The organism is Kaistella rhinocerotis (assembly GCF_030243905.1).
Classification (GTDB): domain Bacteria; phylum Bacteroidota; class Bacteroidia; order Flavobacteriales; family Weeksellaceae; genus Kaistella; species Kaistella rhinocerotis.
The window spans coordinates 393995-409787 of the sequence record NZ_JASSYY010000003.1 but is presented as its reverse complement, the minus strand read 5'-3'; the positions used below and the strand labels follow the sequence as shown (position 1 = coordinate 409787).

General features: G+C 43.7%; 14 protein-coding genes and 1 riboswitch. Of the genes, 7 read left to right on the top strand and 7 right to left on the bottom strand.

Annotated elements, in window-relative coordinates; translation table 11 throughout:
• Positions 1 to 83: 83 nt before the first annotated feature.
• A complete protein-coding gene (locus QEP06_RS11560) occupies positions 84 to 824 on the top strand; it encodes a YebC/PmpR family DNA-binding transcriptional regulator (protein ID WP_251834067.1) in 741 nt (246 codons plus the stop codon).
• Between the two features lie 26 nt (positions 825 to 850).
• Here QEP06_RS11560 and QEP06_RS11555 read toward each other — a convergent pair whose 3' ends face one another.
• Positions 851 to 1141, bottom strand: coding sequence for a GNAT family N-acetyltransferase (locus tag QEP06_RS11555; RefSeq protein ID WP_285270359.1), 291 nt, complete (start codon positions 1139 to 1141; stop codon positions 851 to 853).
• 59 nt (positions 1142 to 1200) lie between these two features.
• Here QEP06_RS11555 and QEP06_RS11550 point away from each other — a divergent pair, with 59 nt between their 5' ends.
• Positions 1201 to 1617, top strand: coding sequence for an OsmC family protein (locus tag QEP06_RS11550; protein WP_285270358.1), 417 nt, complete (start codon positions 1201 to 1203; stop codon positions 1615 to 1617).
• Between the two features lie 81 nt (positions 1618 to 1698).
• Here the strand turns inward: QEP06_RS11550 and QEP06_RS11545 are convergent, their stop codons facing one another.
• Complete coding sequence (locus tag QEP06_RS11545) at positions 1699 to 4314, bottom strand: MGH1-like glycoside hydrolase domain-containing protein (protein WP_285270357.1); 2616 nt, start codon at positions 4312 to 4314, stop codon at positions 1699 to 1701.
• A 111-nt stretch (positions 4315 to 4425) separates the two neighbouring features.
• Positions 4426 to 4530: riboswitch (SAM riboswitch) on the top strand.
• Positions 4531 to 4589: 59 nt separating this feature from the next.
• On the opposite strand from QEP06_RS11545, the gene QEP06_RS11540 reads away from it, so the two are divergent.
• The 3 genes from QEP06_RS11540 to metF all read left to right on the top strand — a co-directional run bounded on the left by QEP06_RS11540 (position 4590) and on the right by metF (position 9424).
• The gene (locus tag QEP06_RS11540) at positions 4590 to 5612 is read left to right on the top strand and encodes a homocysteine S-methyltransferase family protein (RefSeq protein ID WP_285270356.1); all 1023 of its coding nucleotides are present in this window, start codon (positions 4590 to 4592) and stop codon (positions 5610 to 5612) included.
• A 60-nt stretch (positions 5613 to 5672) separates the two neighbouring features.
• On the top strand, positions 5673 to 8333 hold the full coding sequence (metH, locus tag QEP06_RS11535) for a methionine synthase (RefSeq protein WP_285270355.1): 2661 nt from the start codon (positions 5673 to 5675) through the stop codon (positions 8331 to 8333).
• A gap of 134 nt (positions 8334 to 8467) precedes the next feature.
• Positions 8468 to 9424 (top strand): methylenetetrahydrofolate reductase [NAD(P)H], encoded by a 957-nt coding sequence (gene metF / locus QEP06_RS11530; protein WP_285270354.1) that lies wholly within the window; start codon positions 8468 to 8470, stop codon positions 9422 to 9424.
• Positions 9425 to 9458: 34 nt separating this feature from the next.
• Here the strand turns inward: metF and QEP06_RS11525 are convergent, their stop codons facing one another.
• The 5 genes from QEP06_RS11525 to QEP06_RS11505 all read right to left on the bottom strand — a co-directional run bounded on the left by QEP06_RS11525 (position 9459) and on the right by QEP06_RS11505 (position 14052).
• On the bottom strand, positions 9459 to 10136 hold the full coding sequence (locus QEP06_RS11525; RefSeq protein ID WP_285270353.1) for a hypothetical protein: 678 nt from the start codon (positions 10134 to 10136) through the stop codon (positions 9459 to 9461).
• A gap of 96 nt (positions 10137 to 10232) precedes the next feature.
• Positions 10233 to 11027: an SDR family oxidoreductase gene (locus QEP06_RS11520; RefSeq protein WP_285270352.1), complete on the bottom strand. Its 795-nt coding sequence runs from the start codon at positions 11025 to 11027 to the stop codon at positions 10233 to 10235.
• A 12-nt stretch (positions 11028 to 11039) separates the two neighbouring features.
• A complete protein-coding gene (locus tag QEP06_RS11515) occupies positions 11040 to 12260 on the bottom strand; it encodes a 3-phosphoshikimate 1-carboxyvinyltransferase (RefSeq protein ID WP_285270351.1) in 1221 nt (406 codons plus the stop codon).
• Between the two features lie 69 nt (positions 12261 to 12329).
• Positions 12330 to 12656: a nucleotide pyrophosphohydrolase gene (locus QEP06_RS11510; RefSeq protein WP_285270350.1), complete on the bottom strand. Its 327-nt coding sequence runs from the start codon at positions 12654 to 12656 to the stop codon at positions 12330 to 12332.
• A 16-nt stretch (positions 12657 to 12672) separates the two neighbouring features.
• Positions 12673 to 14052: a hypothetical protein gene (locus QEP06_RS11505; protein ID WP_285270349.1), complete on the bottom strand. Its 1380-nt coding sequence runs from the start codon at positions 14050 to 14052 to the stop codon at positions 12673 to 12675.
• A 189-nt stretch (positions 14053 to 14241) separates the two neighbouring features.
• Here QEP06_RS11505 and QEP06_RS11500 point away from each other — a divergent pair, with 189 nt between their 5' ends.
• Both QEP06_RS11500 and QEP06_RS11495 read left to right on the top strand, forming a co-directional pair.
• The gene (locus tag QEP06_RS11500) at positions 14242 to 14493 is read left to right on the top strand and encodes a type B 50S ribosomal protein L31 (protein WP_251834055.1); all 252 of its coding nucleotides are present in this window, start codon (positions 14242 to 14244) and stop codon (positions 14491 to 14493) included.
• 136 nt (positions 14494 to 14629) lie between these two features.
• Positions 14630 to 15790 carry a GlmU family protein gene (locus QEP06_RS11495; protein WP_285270348.1) on the top strand — a complete coding sequence of 387 codons (1161 nt, stop codon included), beginning with the start codon at positions 14630 to 14632 and terminating at the stop codon, positions 15788 to 15790.
• The last annotated feature ends 3 nt before the right edge of the window (positions 15791 to 15793 follow it).

Here is a 15793-nt window from a genome sequence, read left to right as displayed (position 1 = left end):
ATAAAAATGCACCTCCGAATTTTCGGAGGTGTTTTTTTTATGTCTGAATTTATTTACTTTTGCATCCAACTTTAAACAAAACTATGGGACGCGCATTCGAATATAGAAAAGCCTCAAAAATGGCCCGTTGGGACAAAATGGCAAAGACGTTTTCTAAAATAGGTAAGGATATCGCACTTGCGGTGAAAGCCGGTGGTCCCGACCCGGAAGCAAATCCCGCTCTGCGCCGCTGCATTCAGAATGCAAAAGGGGCAAACATGCCCAAAGACAATGTAGAGCGCGCTATAAAGAAGGCAAGTGGAGCAGAGGCAGAAAACTATGAGGAAGTAACTTATGAAGGTTACGGACAGGGCGGCGTGGCTTTTTTTGTAGAATGTACTACCAACAACACCACGCGTACCGTTGCAAACGTTCGTGCGATTTTCAATAAGTTTGACGGTAATCTCGGTAAAAATGGTGAACTGACCTTTATATTCGATCGCAAAGGTATTTTCACAATTGATCGCAGCCTCATCAAAATGGAGTGGGATGAGTTCGAAATGGAAATGATCGACGGCGGAGCCGAAGACATTGAAAGTGATGAAGAAGAAGTAATGATCACCTCAGCCTATGAAGATTTCGGAGCCGTGGCGCATAAGCTTGAAGAACTCGGAATCGAAGCGAAATCTGCCGAACTGCAGCGAATTGCCAACATCACCAAAGAAGTCTCACAAGACCAGTTTAAAGCCAACATGAAGATGCTGGAGCGCTTTGAGGACGATGACGATGTGCAGAACGTCTATCACAATATGGAAATCACAGACGAATTGCTGGAATCACTTTAAATTTTTAGTTTTTACAAAAACTGGCTTTATCGGTGAAGCAGAATATCTTCTACGTCATTCATACGGTTCATCACGCTTCGGGCGTATGAGCAGTGCGGATAAACTTTCCAGTTGTTGTCTCTTGCATACTTCAGCGCCTCCTCGATGAGATATTTCCCCATTCCACGGCCTTCGAACTGGCGGTGAACCAATACGTAAGAAATTACCATTCTGTCGTGCTCAGGAAAAATTGTGTAGGTCAATCTTCCAACCTCTTCCGCGTCGTTGCTAAGCGTGATTACTCCGCCATTGCCTGACTTTTCATTGTGATAATTCATATATTTATTCTTTAGAAACTTAAAGGTAAAGATTTTTTTTAAACTTAAATTCAGCCCAAATGAAAGTCACGCTAAAGCGCATCAACAACGATTATCTGTTTGAAGGATCCAATGCTGCCGGTGCAAAAATTTTACTTGATAACACTTCAGAACCCAATTCCAATGGCGTTTCTCCGATGGAATCTGTGCTGATGGCAGTGGCAGCGTGCAGCGGAATTGATATCGTATCTATACTGAAAAAGCAGCGTCAGACCATTACCTCATTTTCGGCAGAAATTGAAGGTGAACGCATAGTTCTAGATGAAGCTAAACCGTTTAAAAAGATAGAAGTTCGTTTCCATCTCGAAGGCGAAATAGATCTAAATAAAGCCCGCCGCGCTGCGCAGCTTTCTTTTGACAAATACTGCTCCGTATCGAAGACATTCGAGCCTAATGTAGAGGTCAAGTACAGTATTTCGGTAAATGGGCAAAGCTAAAAAAAGCCAAACATTATTTTTAAGAAGGGCAGTTTCTATAATGTTTGGCTCTGAATTATAAACGCTTTATAAAGTTAAAAGCTACGAGGCTTTGGGTTTTAAAAGTTTGGCTACGGTTGCGGTCCAGCCGGTTTGGTGTGACGCCCCGATTCCCTTGCCGTTGTCCCCGTTAAAATATTCGTGAAACATGATGTAATCTTTGAAATTTTCATCATGATTGAGTAAATTATTTCCGCCATTGAACGGTCGCTCGCCCTTTTCGTCCCGAAGGAAAATCGAACATAGGCGCTGGCTGATGTTATCGGACACAAATTCAAGATTTCTCATTTCGCCACTGTTGGCCGGAAATTCTATCTGCAGACTTTCCTGATAGTAATAGTGGTAGCGCTGCAAACTTTCAACAATCAGAAAATTAATCGGGAACCAAATCGGCCCACGCCAGTTGCTGTTACCGCCAAACATCCGGCTGTCGCTTTCCGCAGGCGTATATTTCACCACGAAATCTTTGCCGTCTACTGTAAAGTTGTACGGATTTTCTTCGTAAACTTTAGACATCGAACGAATTCCGAAGTCGGACAGAAACTCATTTTCGTCCACCATTCTCGAAAGTACGCGTTTCAGCCGTGTTTTGCGCAGGATGCTCATCAGATGTTTTCCTCCACGGCCTTCTACTTCCCAGTGCGAAACAAGGTTCGCCAGTTCGGGTTTGTTCTTTAGGATCCAATCCATGCGCGTGCGGAAATTGGGCAGCTTCTCGAGCGTTTCGTGGTCTATGATTTCTACTGCGAACATCGGGATAAGACCAACGATGCTCCGCAGTTTTAATGAAACAGAATCGCCGTCATTCAGCTGCAGCACGTCATAGAAAAAGCCGTCTTCCTCATTCCATAAACCACCTTTTTTTCCGCCGATATTTTCCATGGCCTTGGCGATGTACAGATAATGTTCGAAAAATTTGATCGCCATATCCTCGTAAACCGGATTGTAAAGGGCAAGCTCCATCGAAATCCGCATCATATTCAGCGCAAACATCGCCATCCAGCTAGTGCCGTCAGCCTGCTCCAGGTGATCGCCGTTCTTGAACTGCATATTTCGGTCAAAAGCGCCGATATTATCAAGACCTAAAAAGCCGCCGCCGAAGACATTGTTCCCGTTTTTATCCTTGCGGTTCACCCACCACGTAAAGTTGAGCAGCAACTTTTGAAAAACGCTTTCTAGAAACTGAATGTCAGGTTTGCCGTTATATTTTTCGTCTATTTTATACACGCGGAAAGTTGACCACGCGTGAACAGGCGGGTTTACGTCGCTGAAATCCCATTCATACGCCGGTAGCTGCCCGTTTGGGTGCATGTACCATTCTTTGGTGAGCAGTTTCAGCTGATCTTTGGAGAAGGCTGGATCTATGATGGCAAACGGAACGCAGTGAAATGCCAAATCCCACGTAGCAAACCACGGATATTCCCATTTATCAGGCATCGAGATGATGTCTTTGTTCTGCATATGCTCCCAGCCGGTATTTCTTACAAAATGGTCGAAATTACGCGGCGCGGGATATTTTGGGTCGCCCTTGAGCCATTTAGAAACATTGTAATTATAGAATTGCTTGTTCCAAAGCAGTCCGGCAAGTGCCTGACGCTGGATATTCCTTTCTTCGGCCGATTCTATGTCACATTGTACGTAAGCATAATATTCGTCTGCATCTGCTTTTTTTGACTTGAAAACGTCGTCGAAATTAAAGAATGCCTCTTCCATATCATGCGGGCTCAGCCGAAAATCAAACGTCCTGCTCTCACCCGCATCCAGCTCTGCATTGATGACGAAAGCTGCTTTCGTTCCTGTTTTTTCAGGATTTACTGCAACTGCATTTCGATGAATTAAATATTCATTAATTCCGTCTTTGAAATATTGGGCTTCAGACATGTGGTGTTCTGAGAACTTGTGCGGATTGGTTTCATTATCGCAGAAGACGTCTTCAACACCGATATCTTTTGAATAGAAGAATTTAAAATCAACTGATTCATGCTGAATTCCAACTTTCCCGTCAGTATCTGCTTTAAACTGAGGTTTGTAAGTGCCGTTGCCCCAAGCCCAGTTATTTCTGAACCAAACAGTGGGGATCACTGTCAGCGGCGCGCGTCTGTTGCTGCGGTTTACCGCCGTAAGCCGGATGGCGATATCATCATGATTAATTTTGGCGTATTCTATAAACAGGTCAAAATATTCATTATTCTGAAAAATCCCTGTGTCGGTAATTTCAAATTCCGGCTCCCGTTTAGACCTGCTCTCATTCACGGAGACCAGCTGCTCATACGGAAATCTGTTAATCGGATATTTATATACCATTTTCATGTAGCAATGCGAGGGTGTATTATCAAGATAATAGAATATTTCCTTCACATCTTCGCCGTGGTTCCCTTCGTAGTTGCTCAATCCGAAAAACCTTTCTTTCAGCATCTCATCGGCACCGTTCCAAAACGAAAAGGCGAAGCAAAGCAACTGTTTGTCATCGCAGATACCCGCAATCCCATCCTCATTCCAGCGGTAGGCGCGGCTCATCGCATCGCGGTAAGTGGTGTAACCCCAGGCATCACCGTTACTGCTGTAGTCTTCGCGCACCGTACCCCATTGTCTGTTACTTACGTATGGCCCCCATTTTTTCCAGCTGTCATCGGCCATTCGCTTCTGTATTGCGGTCATAAAACTGTTTTTTGAGCTGCGAAATTAGCAATTTTTAAATTTGGCCACCGCTTGTACATTCGGAAAAATCATCTACTTTTGCAGCAGACTTCGTTCATTTACATATTGAAAATGTTATCAAGAAAGGTGGAGAGATTAGACTCTGTGAAGCCTTGGCAACCCTTCGTACGCGAAGAAGGTGCTACATTCTATCCCACAACCGGGTACAGATAACGCGAATACATTTTACCTTTTCTGGTAGCATTTTCAGTTTTATTATTTTAAAAAAATTGAAAATGCGTTCAAATAATAAGCTTTTTTCCGAACTCAGTAATAGAATCCTTGTCCTTGATGGCGCGATGGGAACTATGCTTCAGCGTTATAATTTTACCGATGAAGATTATCGTGGCGAAAGGTTCAAAGAGTGGCCGCATTCATTAAAAGGAAATAATGACCTTTTGTCCCTTACGCAGCCGCAGGCCATAGAAGCGGTTCACCGCCAATATCTTGAGGCAGGCGCAGATATCATTGAGACCAATACATTTTCAGGTACCACCATAGCCATGGCCGATTATCACATGGAAGACCTAGTCTATGAACTGAATTATGAGTCCGCAAGAATTGCCAGAAAAGTTTGCGACGAATTTTCCCAAAAAACTCCTTCTCAGCCGCGTTTTGTGGCAGGTTCTATTGGACCAACAAATAAAACCGCGAGTTTAAGTCCTGATGTGGATGATCCCGGTTTTCGCGCGGTAACCTTCGATGAACTTCGTGTGGCGTACAAACAACAGGCGGAAGCACTATTAGACGGCGGTGCTGATATCTTACTTGTCGAAACTGTTTTTGATACATTAAACGCAAAGGCCGCGCTGTTCGCAATCGCCGAAATTAAAGAAGAACGTGGCGTCGAAATTCCCGTGATGCTTTCGGGCACAATTACAGATGCTTCGGGCCGCACCCTCAGCGGACAAACTGCTGAAGCTTTTTTAATCTCGGTTTCGCACAGCGATCTTCTCAGTGTGGGCTTTAATTGTGCACTTGGCGCAAAACAACTCACTCCCTACCTTGAATCGCTGGCTTCAAATTCAGATTTCTATATTTCCGCTTATCCGAACGCCGGCCTGCCGAATGCCTTTGGGCAATATGACGAATCGCCTGAGGATATGGCTGCACAAATCAGGGAATATCTCGATAAAGGTCTCGTAAATATCATCGGGGGCTGCTGCGGAACCACGCCCGAACATATTGCCGCTATCGCTGATCTGGCGAGAAATTATCAGCCGAGAAAAACTGAATTATCCACTGAACTGTATAAGTAATTTGTTATCAATTTCTTACGAATAATGTTTTTTAGCAGTTATGCTGCAATTAAATATAAAATGAAACACCTTAAACTTTCTGGCCTCGAGCCTTTAAATATAAATTCAGAATCCAATTTTATCAATGTGGGCGAACGAACCAATGTTGCAGGTTCGAAGAAATTTCTTAGGCTGATCAAGGATGGTAATTTTTCCGAAGCGCTTGAAATTGCACGACATCAAGTAGAAAATGGAGCACAGATCCTTGATGTGAATTTTGATGACGGACTTCTCGATGGTAAATACTGTATGGTAAAATTCCTGAATTTGATTGCTGCCGAGCCCGATATTGCCCGAGTCCCGATCATGATAGATTCTTCTAAGTGGGAAATCCTTGAAGCCGGTCTTCAGGTTGTTCAGGGCAAGTCAGTGGTCAATTCGATCAGTCTGAAAGAAGGTGCGGAAGAATTTAAAAGGCAGGCGAGGTCGGTGCGGAGATACGGTGCGGCCGTGGTGGTGATGGCTTTCGATGAGGTTGGTCAGGCAGACAACTTTTCGCGAAGGATTGAGATTGCTAAGCGTTCCTATGATATTTTGGTGAAAGAAGTGGGTTTCCCGGCTGAAGATATCATCTTCGACCTTAATATTTTCCCTGTCGCGACCGGCATGCAGGAGCACCGCCGTAACGCGCTTGATTTCATCGGGGCTTCCAAATGGGTACGTGAAAATCTGCCATACGTCTCGGTTTCTGGCGGTGTTTCAAATGTGTCGTTTTCATTCCGTGGAAACAATGCAGTGCGCGAGGCAATGCACACGGTTTTTCTCTATCACGCCATACAGGCCGGTATGAATATCGGTATTGTGAATCCGGCGATGTTGGACGTATATGACGAAATTCCAAAAAATTTACTTGAATTGGTGGAAGATGTTATTTTAGACAGGCGGCCAGATGCAACCGAAAGACTTTTGGAATATTCGGAAAAGAACAGATCGGGCAAAAAAGAAATCGCCGAAGATCTCACGTGGCGAAATGCGCCGCTGCAAGACCGGATCACCCACGCATTGGTAAAAGGAATAGACCGATACATCATAGAAGATGTAGAACACGCACGGAGGCAGACCGCTCGGCCACTTGATGTGATTGAGATCAACCTGATGACAGGAATGGGCGTGGTAGGCGACCTCTTCGGCAGCGGAAAAATGTTTCTGCCACAAGTGGTGAAATCTGCACGCGTAATGAAAAAAGCGGTGGCGTGCCTGCAGCCATTTATCGAAGCGCAAAAAGACATTTCGAAGCCCGCCAACGGAAAAATTGTGATGGCTACTGTGAAAGGCGATGTGCATGATATCGGTAAAAATATAGTTTCCGTCGTACTTGCGTGTAACAACTATGAAATTATCGATTTGGGCGTAATGGTGCCAGCCCAGAAAATTATTCAAACTGCAGTTGACCTGAAAGCCGATGCAATAGGACTTAGCGGTCTCATCACGCCGAGTTTGGATGAGATGGTACATATCGCTGCTGAACTTCACCGGCAGAACCTCGATATTCCATTACTAATCGGTGGCGCTACCACTTCTAAAGCACACACCGCGGTAAAAATCGACCCGAAATGTGAGAGTGCCGTGATACATGTTAATGATGCCTCGCGCGCGGTTGGCGTGGTGAGTACATTGCTTAGCGACAAAAGCGGCCAGTACAAAATTGACCTAAAGACCGAATACGCAGATTTCCGTGAAAAGTTTCTGGAAAGGCAGGTGGAAAAAGCGTATGTGTCTCTGGATGAAGCACGTAAAAATAAATTTAAGATTGAATGGAACCTTGAAAGTATTCATCCGCCGCGAAAATTGGGCGTTCAGGTGATTGAAGACCAGGATTTAAGTGAAATTGCCGAATTTATAGATTGGTCACCGTTTTTCCGGAGTTGGGAATTACACGGCAAATATCCGGAAATTTTGGATGATGAGGTTGTGGGTCGGGAAGCTACAGAACTTTTCCAGGACGCGCAGCAAATGCTCCGGCAGATTATTACTGAAAAGTCGCTAAAAGCCAAAGGGGTCATCGGGATCTTTAAAGCAAACGCGGTGCACGATGACGACATTGCTGTGTACGATAAAAATGGAAGTCAAATTTCAACTTTTCATACACTCCGTCAGCAAGTAAAGCGTTCTGCGGGTAAAGAATATTATGCACTTGCCGATTTCATCGCGCCCGAAACATCTGGTGTACAGGATTATATCGGATGCTTTGCCGTAACGACGGGTTTCGGGACCGAAGAGTTGGTGCAGAAATATAAGAACAGTCACGATGATTATAATGCGATCATGGCGAAGGCATTATCTGACCGGTTGGCTGAAGCATTTGCAGAGTTTCTTCATCAAAAAGTTCGCACTGAAATCTGGGGTTACGCTTCTGACGAATATCTCCGGAATGAGGATCTGATTGCCGAAAAATACCGTGGCATTCGGCCTGCACCCGGTTATCCGGCCTGTCCCGATCATCTCGAAAAACTCACCATCTGGCAGTTGCTTAATGTAAAAGAAAATATTGGTCTTGAACTGACCGAAAGTCTCGCAATGTTTCCTACGGCGGCTGTTTCAGGGTATTATTTTGCAAACCCGCACGCGAAATATTTCGGTGTCGGGAAAATTACCGAAGACCAACTCACCGATTATGCGAAACGTAAGAATGTAGATATTGATTTTGCCCGAAAATGGCTTCGTCCGAACCTGAATGAGTAGATGCCGGAAATCCTGCGTGAGCGATTGCAGTGGAAATCCCGCAGGCCACGCCGAGGAATTGAAACGGAAAGCGCGGTTCTGAGCAAGGGCGCAAGCCCGAGTGAAGAACACGCCCAAATAAATCAAAATAATTAATGAAAATAACCGAACACATAGAAAAAGCGCAGGGCAAAACCCTGTTTTCACTCGAGATTGTACCGCCGCCAAAGGGCACCGGCATTGAAGATCTTTATAAAAACATAGATCCGCTGATGGAATTCAAGCCGCAATTCATCGATGTGACGACTTCGCGTGAAGAATATATTTATCTCGATAAAGGAAACGGACTGATGGAACGGAAAATCACGCGTATGCGGCCGGGCACACTAGGGATTTGCGCTTCCATACAACACAAATACAGTGTAGATACCGTTCCGCACGTGCTTTGTGGCGGTTTTTCGCAGGAAGAAACCGAGTATTTACTTGTTGACTGTATGTATCTTGGCCTTGAGAATGTGATGGCACTGCGCGGCGATGCGATGAAAGGGGAGAATCACTTTGTGCCAACTGCGGGCGGCCACCGGAATTCGGTGGATCTCGTGCGGCAGATTGATAATTTAGGAAGAGGGAAGTTTCTGCATGATGAAAGTGCCTGCAGCGATAGGAGTAAATTCTGCATTGGTGTGGCCGGATATCCCGAAAAACACATTGAAGCGCCATCGATGAAAAATGATCTGAAATGGCTGAAGCAGAAGGTGGATGCGGGTGCAGATTACGTGGTTACGCAGATGTTTTTCGACAATAAAAAGTATTTTGAATTTGTGCGTCAGGCTCGTGAAATGGGAATCAGCGTCCCAATAATTCCCGGCATCAAGCCGATCGCGACGAAATCTCACCTGCAGATGCTGCCAAAAGTCTTCAAGATTGATTTGCCGGAAGATTTGATTTCGCAGGTTGAGAATGCTAAGAACAACGCGGCTGTGCAACAGATCGGTATTGAATGGACCGTGAACCAATGCCGTGAACTACGTAAGTTCGGTGTACCGGTGCTGCATTTTTATTCGATGGGAAAAAGCGATAATATCAAAAAAATCGCGGCTGAGCTGTTCTAATAAAAAAGCGAAGATCATTTCTTCGCTTTTATATTTAATTATTTAAAAAGTTGTTCAGTTTTATCAGATCCGGCTCTGAAGTAAGCTTGATTTTATTCATTTTGATGAAATTTGAAAGTTCAGCTTCACGTTCCGGAAAATTCGGTATCAGGTCCTTTGTATTTTTAGGAATTCTAATCAAACCTGTTTCGGTTTTGATAAAATAGGCCGGCTTCAGTAACTCGAATCTCGCGGGAGTTCCGGGAATCATAGAGTTAGGTGCAGGAACAGCATCGTGGAACTTTGTTATCACCTTTTTGAGCAGACGGTTTTTTCCGCCTGAAAGTTCGAAAAAGTAACCTGCATTCTCATCATGTGTATTGACCAAAACCAGTTTTTCGCCGCTGTTTTCGAAAATGAATTTAGGATAAGATTCTTCCCGCGGAATTTCAAAAACATCTGTATTAACCAATATTTCTACCGTATCCAAAAAGCTGTTGTAGCGAATCGGCACAGAGGCTGAGGTATCGCCTACACGAGCAGGCAGAAATGTTCTGTTGTAATACGGTATGCCCTCAATATCGCTATACTTTATCTTTTGTTTGCCGTTGTTTACTTCGTCGATTAGTTTAGTCCACTTGGCTTGTCTGGCGACCTCGCCCACGGTAATTTGTTGTGCATGAAGGGATACGGACACCGCAAAAAGACTGATTATTGTGTAAATTGTTTTCATCTTTTTTAAAAAATCGGTATTAAAGGTATTGCAAATATACATTATGTGTGAATATGATAAATGTCTTTGCAGATATTATTATTAAAAATGCAAGATTTATGCTTTGTCTAAACTGTTATACTTGCGCATCAGGTTTTCATACATATTTTGCGGAAGCATCCATTTAAGCGGAACACCTATTTTTTGACCGAATTTCCCAAAATAGAAATGTGCTTTCCAACGGCTTGAAGCCAGCAATTTCTCAATATAACGGGCTACTTCCAACGGTTCTGTGCCCTGGTCAACGTGCGAATTCATCAGCGCGTAAACTTTATCGAAAGTTGTGCGGTAGGGTTCGCTGACATTTGTTTTGACGCGGTTTTCGGCAATGTTGGTTTTAATGTCACCCAAATGCAGCGTGCAGGCATCGATATTCCAGGGTGATATTTCGTAGCGGATCGCTTCGGTGACCTTATCGAGGGCAGATTTAGAAGCTGAATAGAATCCGCGGAAAGGCAGGCCCATCTCAGAACCGATGCTTGAAATATTGATTATTTTACCGCTTCGCTGCCCGCGCATTGCCGGCAGCACCGCACTCATCATCTGCACAGCGCCAACCAGATTCAGGTTGAACAGGTTCAGGATTTCTTCTTTCGACGAATCTTCTACCGGACCAACCATTCCCATTCCGGCATTGTTGATCAATACATCGATGCGCCCCGATTTGCTTAAGACTTCCTGAACTGCCTTTTCTACCGCTTCGGCCATGGTGATGTCTGTCGGAATTGTAGTGAAGTAGGGAGATTCTACATTTTTTCGGCTCAAACCAAAAACCTGATGCCCATTTTTGCCAAAGTATTCAGCAAGTACGAAACCGATTCCGGAAGATGTTCCGGTGATTACAATTGTCATCTTATTTAAATATTACTCAGTTAGATACGAGAAATCCTTCCAAAAATCAGGATATGATTTCTCTACCACCTCAGGATTTTCGATTGTTAACGGCTTTAATAGACTGAACGGCGCGAAACTCATGGCCATCCGGTGATCATTGTATGTTTTAATGGAAATCGGCTCGGCGGGACTGAAGAAATGTACAGAGCAGATTTCCGCATCAGTAATCTCAGTTGCACAGCCAATTTTAAATAGTTCATTCTGAAGCGCGACAAGCCTGTCTGTTTCTTTTATTTTTAAGGTTGAAAGACCACAGATCTCAAATGGAATTTGAAGCGCGGCAGCTGTGACACAGATCGTTTGCGCAATGTCTGGCGCGTCGCGAAGATCCAGTTTTATCTTTTTAGGCAATTCAAATGAAGTTTCCGGATAAAGTGAAATCTTCGATTCTGCACCTTCCGAAATGGTGTTAACACCAAAACATTCCCAGTAGATTTCGCGCAGAACGGAGTCGCCCTGTAATGAAAACGGCTTGAAACAGCGTAGATTAAGGCTTTCTCGTGAGATTGCCGCCACAGAATAAAAGTACGATGCAGAGCTCCAGTCACTTTCCACCACGAATGGTGCGGACGAGAGATTAGCGGGATCAAACCCAGCAAAAATCTTTATTGTGTCGCCTTCCCATTCATTTGGGATCTCAAGTGTTCTGAGGATTTTCAAAGTCATTTCAAGATAAGGCCTGGAAGTAACTTCGCCCTGGAGTTTTATTTGCAAACCGTTGTGAAGTTTTGCACCGATGAGCATCAGTGAGGTGATAAACTGGCTGGATACGTTTGCGGGAATAGAAACGGTGCTTTTGGTAAGCTTTTTTCCGGTTATTTTTAATGGCGGAAAGCCTTCATTTTCCAGATACTGAATTTCCGCTCCCAATGTTCGAAGCGCATCGACAAGAAATTTTATGGGACGCTGCTTCATGCGCTCAGAGCCGGTCAGCGTAACGGTTCTGCCTTCATCAATTGCGAAATACGAGGTGAGGAAGCGCATCGCCGTGCCGGCATGATGCACATCGATGATTTCAGAATCGCTTTCCAGCGCTTTTTGCAGCAACTGTGTGTCTTCAGAATTCGAAAGATTCTGGATCCGGAGATTTCCGAACAGCTTCTGTAAAATGAACAAACGATTCGAAATGCTTTTCGAACCGCTTATTTCAATGGTTTTATTGGCTGCAATTGTGGTTTTGTCTAAAAACATTTAATTATAAATATGAGCGCATTCCTAAAGTTCAGCATCTGGTATTTCTCCGAAACGTCCGCGAATCAGCTACTTTAGTTTGTCGTTATTTTGATGACGGTCGAAATCTCGTTCGGTTTTTTTCTTCATTTTATTGTCGAAAGCCTGCTGCAAATCGGTTCCGGTTTGGTTTGCCAGACATAAGGTAACGAACAGCACATCTGCGAGTTCTTCGCCAAGATCTTTGTTTCTGTCGCTGTCTTTTTCGCTTTGTTCGCCATATCTGCGGGCGATGATCCGCGCCACTTCGCCTACTTCCTCAGTCAGCATGGCCATATTGGTGAGCTCGTTAAAGTAACGGACACCGATAGTTTTAATCCATTCGTCTACCTGTTGCTGAAGATTGGTGATTTCCATTGTTCGGTAAACTTGGTTATTCGTAAGCGCCTATCGTAGGAGGATTCTTTCTGGCAACTCCGGCGATATCTGTCGGAAAACCGGCGAGATTCGCACCTTTACCTTTTGCCGGTGAATCGTCTTTTACCCTTAAATTCATTTTGTGGGTGAAATAATTCTGGAATTTCGGGTCTTCATTTTTAATGTTGGTCCCGTCAACAGTATAACCTGCGTCAGTACCGTATTTGAGAAGGTTGTTTTGGAAAACCATCGCGAAAGTCTGTCCCGACGTCTGTTTGAACACGATCGCGTTTTCTTTTTCCGTGTAAATGATTGAATTCCGGATATTCAGCGTCAGCGGCCCGTTCTCCACCGTCGCTCCGTTTTGGTATTCATTCGTGGCATAGATGCCAAGCGCCGGCATGGCGGAGTTCAGATTCCAGTAATTGGCGATGGTCGCGTGAGTGATGTTGTATGTTCCGCCTTTAAAAATACCTATCGCTGCTTCACCAAAATTGTTCATTACCAGATTCGATGTACTGATGTTCGACTTTACCGCGAAAATACCGTACTCCTCGAAAGTATGGATGATCGTATTGCTGATGTTTGCCTGGGTTTCCGTCATTTCGAGTCCGCGTATTCCGCCAAAAAGCTTCGCATAGTTCATGTTGAGTTTAGCTCCGCTCCCGAACTGGATTCCTTTCCAATTTTTCGGAATGGTATCGTAGCGCGTGTCATTGCGGTCACCACGGAAGATCACTTCACTGTTGAGCTGGCCATTCACATTGAGTGTTGCGTTTTCAGAAATCTTTAATCCACCGTTCTTAAAGAAATAGACTTTCGTGCCCTGTTCTATGTTTAATGTTTTGCCGTCTCCCAGCGTCAGGTCACCAAAAATAATTTTAGCTTTTTCGCTGTTCCAGGTGGTGTTTTGCGTCAGAATATTTGGGTTCGTTTCATTTTGAATGAAAAATTCAGCATCCTGAACAACCGAAAAGAGGGTAACATGCTGATTTCCTGCCGGCGACTGTATTTGGATACGGTCTTCCGCGATCGCTTCAGTTGCATTGGCAACGGGCGCAATTTCTACGAAAACATACAAACTGTCTTTTTTTCTTAAAGCCACATTATTGAATTCAGTGCCTGATTTGCCGTCAAGATTGATCCGATATGGAGATGTGGCGCCGGTTTCAAGACTGATTTTAGGAATCATAACGTCTTTGTCTTCATCATTATAGATTTTCACGGCATAGGTTTCCGATCTCACCTGATTGTAAACTGTATCAAGAAAGAGTGTATCGGCCGAAAAACGCAGCAGTTGGGAAGGGTTTTCGAAGCTAATATCGTCGCGGCTACAGGCTGTGGCAGTGAGCATCAGCCAAAAAGCACCGGCAAAAAGAAATAGGAATTTATTCATCGAAATTTGTACGTTGTATTGTTTTCAAATTTAACTAAAATTGTGGAACGGAAAAATAGCGAAAAATTCCGTAGGAGTTTTTGCGAATTACGAAAATATTTGTACTTTTGCGGTCTAAAAAATTAGCGGAGGAAAATCCATTACTACTTCTGAAGCAAAACTTTAATTTTTACTTTAAAATTTTTAATTATGAAAAACGGAATCCACCCGGAAAATTATAGACTTGTTGTTTTCAAAGATATGAGTAATGACGAGATGTTCCTTTGCAAATCTACAGCTGATACGAGAGACACCATCGAGTATGAAGGACAGGAATACCCTTTGATCAAGATGGAAATCTCTTCTACATCTCACCCTTTCTACACTGGAAAAGTGAAATTGGTAGATACCGCAGGTAGAGTAGATAAATTCATGAGCAAATACAAAAAATTCTCAAAATAATCTTTGAGGATACAGAGAATACAAAGTCTTTCAGGTTGCTGAAGGACTTTTTTTTATTGTAAATTTGGGATGCGATGGTGAAAATCATTCCACTTTCTTAACACTTAACTTCAATTCAAAATCTAAAATCATACGTATGCAGCTTGTTTTTTCTGATGCCCAGTTTTGGGAAGATTTTTTACCGCTAACATTCACAAGACCTGTTGCAGAGATGCGTTGCGGGATCCTCACGTTTTCCGAGCGGTGGCAAAAACTGTTGGATTCGGCCCAAATTTCTTACATCACGGAAGACTTTCTTCAGGAAAAATTTCCAAAACCCGAAAAAGTAGAAAGCCTGTTTTTGGTTCCAAATTTTCTTCCGACCGAAAAGGTTTTAGGTCAAATTAAGGATTTGAAAACGGGCGAAGCGCTGGTGTACGATAATGAACTGCTGGCTGTAAAAATCAATATGGACAATTTTTCGTTGAACCAAATTGAAAAAATGACCGATATCGAGGAAAAACTCACGTTCTTCAAACAGCCCACCGATTTATTCTCTTTCAATGAGGAAGCGATAAATTTTGATTTTGACTTGCTCACAAAAGGCCGAAAATCTGCGGAACTTTCCGAAACGAATGGTTTTTTAGGGAATAAACAGGATTTATTCATCGAAGAAAGCGCGGCTGTGGAGTTTTCAACCTTAAATACAAAAACCGGAAAAATCTATATCGGTAAAGATGCTGAAGTGATGGAAGGCTGCAACCTACGCGGCCCGATCGCACTTTGTGAAGGTTCGAAATTCAATTTAGGTTCAAAAATTTACGGAGCAACTACCGTCGGACCACATTCTAAAGTAGGCGGTGAGGTGAATAACATCGTGATTTTTGGATATTCAAACAAGGGTCATGACGGTTTCGTGGGCAATTCTGTGATCGGCGAGTGGTGTAATCTGGGCGCTGATACCAATTCTTCGAACCTTAAGAACAATTATGCAGAAGTAAAACTTTGGAATTACAGAACTAAAAGATTTGCAAACACCGGGCTACAGTTCGCCGGACTGATAATGGGCGATCATTCAAAATCCGCGATCAATACTCAGTTTAATACCGGAACTGTGGTTGGTGTTGCGGCGAATATTTTCAAAAGCGGCTTCCCGCCAAACCTGATCGACAGTTTTTCGTGGGGCGGAATGAAAGGTGATGAAAAATTCAAGCTTGAAAAAGCTTACGAAGTCGCTGAACTGGCGATGGCACGCAGAAAAGTTGCGTTTACGCCACAGGACCGCGACATTCTTAATTTTATCTACACCAATTTCTAATTC

What these genes read in the sequence shown, in the direction of transcription:
- QEP06_RS11560 (WP_251834067.1), top strand. Translation starts at nt 84, where the DNA reads ATGGGACGCGCATTCGAATATAGAAAAGCCTCAAAAATGGCCCGTTGG.
- QEP06_RS11555 (WP_285270359.1), bottom strand. Translation starts at nt 1,141, where the DNA reads ATGAATTATCACAATGAAAAGTCAGGCAATGGCGGAGTAATCACGCTT.
- QEP06_RS11550 (WP_285270358.1), top strand. Translation starts at nt 1,201, where the DNA reads ATGAAAGTCACGCTAAAGCGCATCAACAACGATTATCTGTTTGAAGGA.
- QEP06_RS11545 (WP_285270357.1), bottom strand. Translation starts at nt 4,314, where the DNA reads ATGACCGCAATACAGAAGCGAATGGCCGATGACAGCTGGAAAAAATGG.
- QEP06_RS11540 (WP_285270356.1), top strand. Translation starts at nt 4,590, where the DNA reads ATGCGTTCAAATAATAAGCTTTTTTCCGAACTCAGTAATAGAATCCTT.
- metH (WP_285270355.1), top strand. Translation starts at nt 5,673, where the DNA reads ATGAAACACCTTAAACTTTCTGGCCTCGAGCCTTTAAATATAAATTCA.
- metF (WP_285270354.1), top strand. Translation starts at nt 8,468, where the DNA reads ATGAAAATAACCGAACACATAGAAAAAGCGCAGGGCAAAACCCTGTTT.
- QEP06_RS11525 (WP_285270353.1), bottom strand. Translation starts at nt 10,136, where the DNA reads ATGAAAACAATTTACACAATAATCAGTCTTTTTGCGGTGTCCGTATCC.
- QEP06_RS11520 (WP_285270352.1), bottom strand. Translation starts at nt 11,027, where the DNA reads ATGACAATTGTAATCACCGGAACATCTTCCGGAATCGGTTTCGTACTT.
- QEP06_RS11515 (WP_285270351.1), bottom strand. Translation starts at nt 12,260, where the DNA reads ATGTTTTTAGACAAAACCACAATTGCAGCCAATAAAACCATTGAAATA.
- QEP06_RS11510 (WP_285270350.1), bottom strand. Translation starts at nt 12,656, where the DNA reads ATGGAAATCACCAATCTTCAGCAACAGGTAGACGAATGGATTAAAACT.
- QEP06_RS11505 (WP_285270349.1), bottom strand. Translation starts at nt 14,052, where the DNA reads ATGAATAAATTCCTATTTCTTTTTGCCGGTGCTTTTTGGCTGATGCTC.
- QEP06_RS11500 (WP_251834055.1), top strand. Translation starts at nt 14,242, where the DNA reads ATGAAAAACGGAATCCACCCGGAAAATTATAGACTTGTTGTTTTCAAA.
- QEP06_RS11495 (WP_285270348.1), top strand. Translation starts at nt 14,630, where the DNA reads ATGCAGCTTGTTTTTTCTGATGCCCAGTTTTGGGAAGATTTTTTACCG.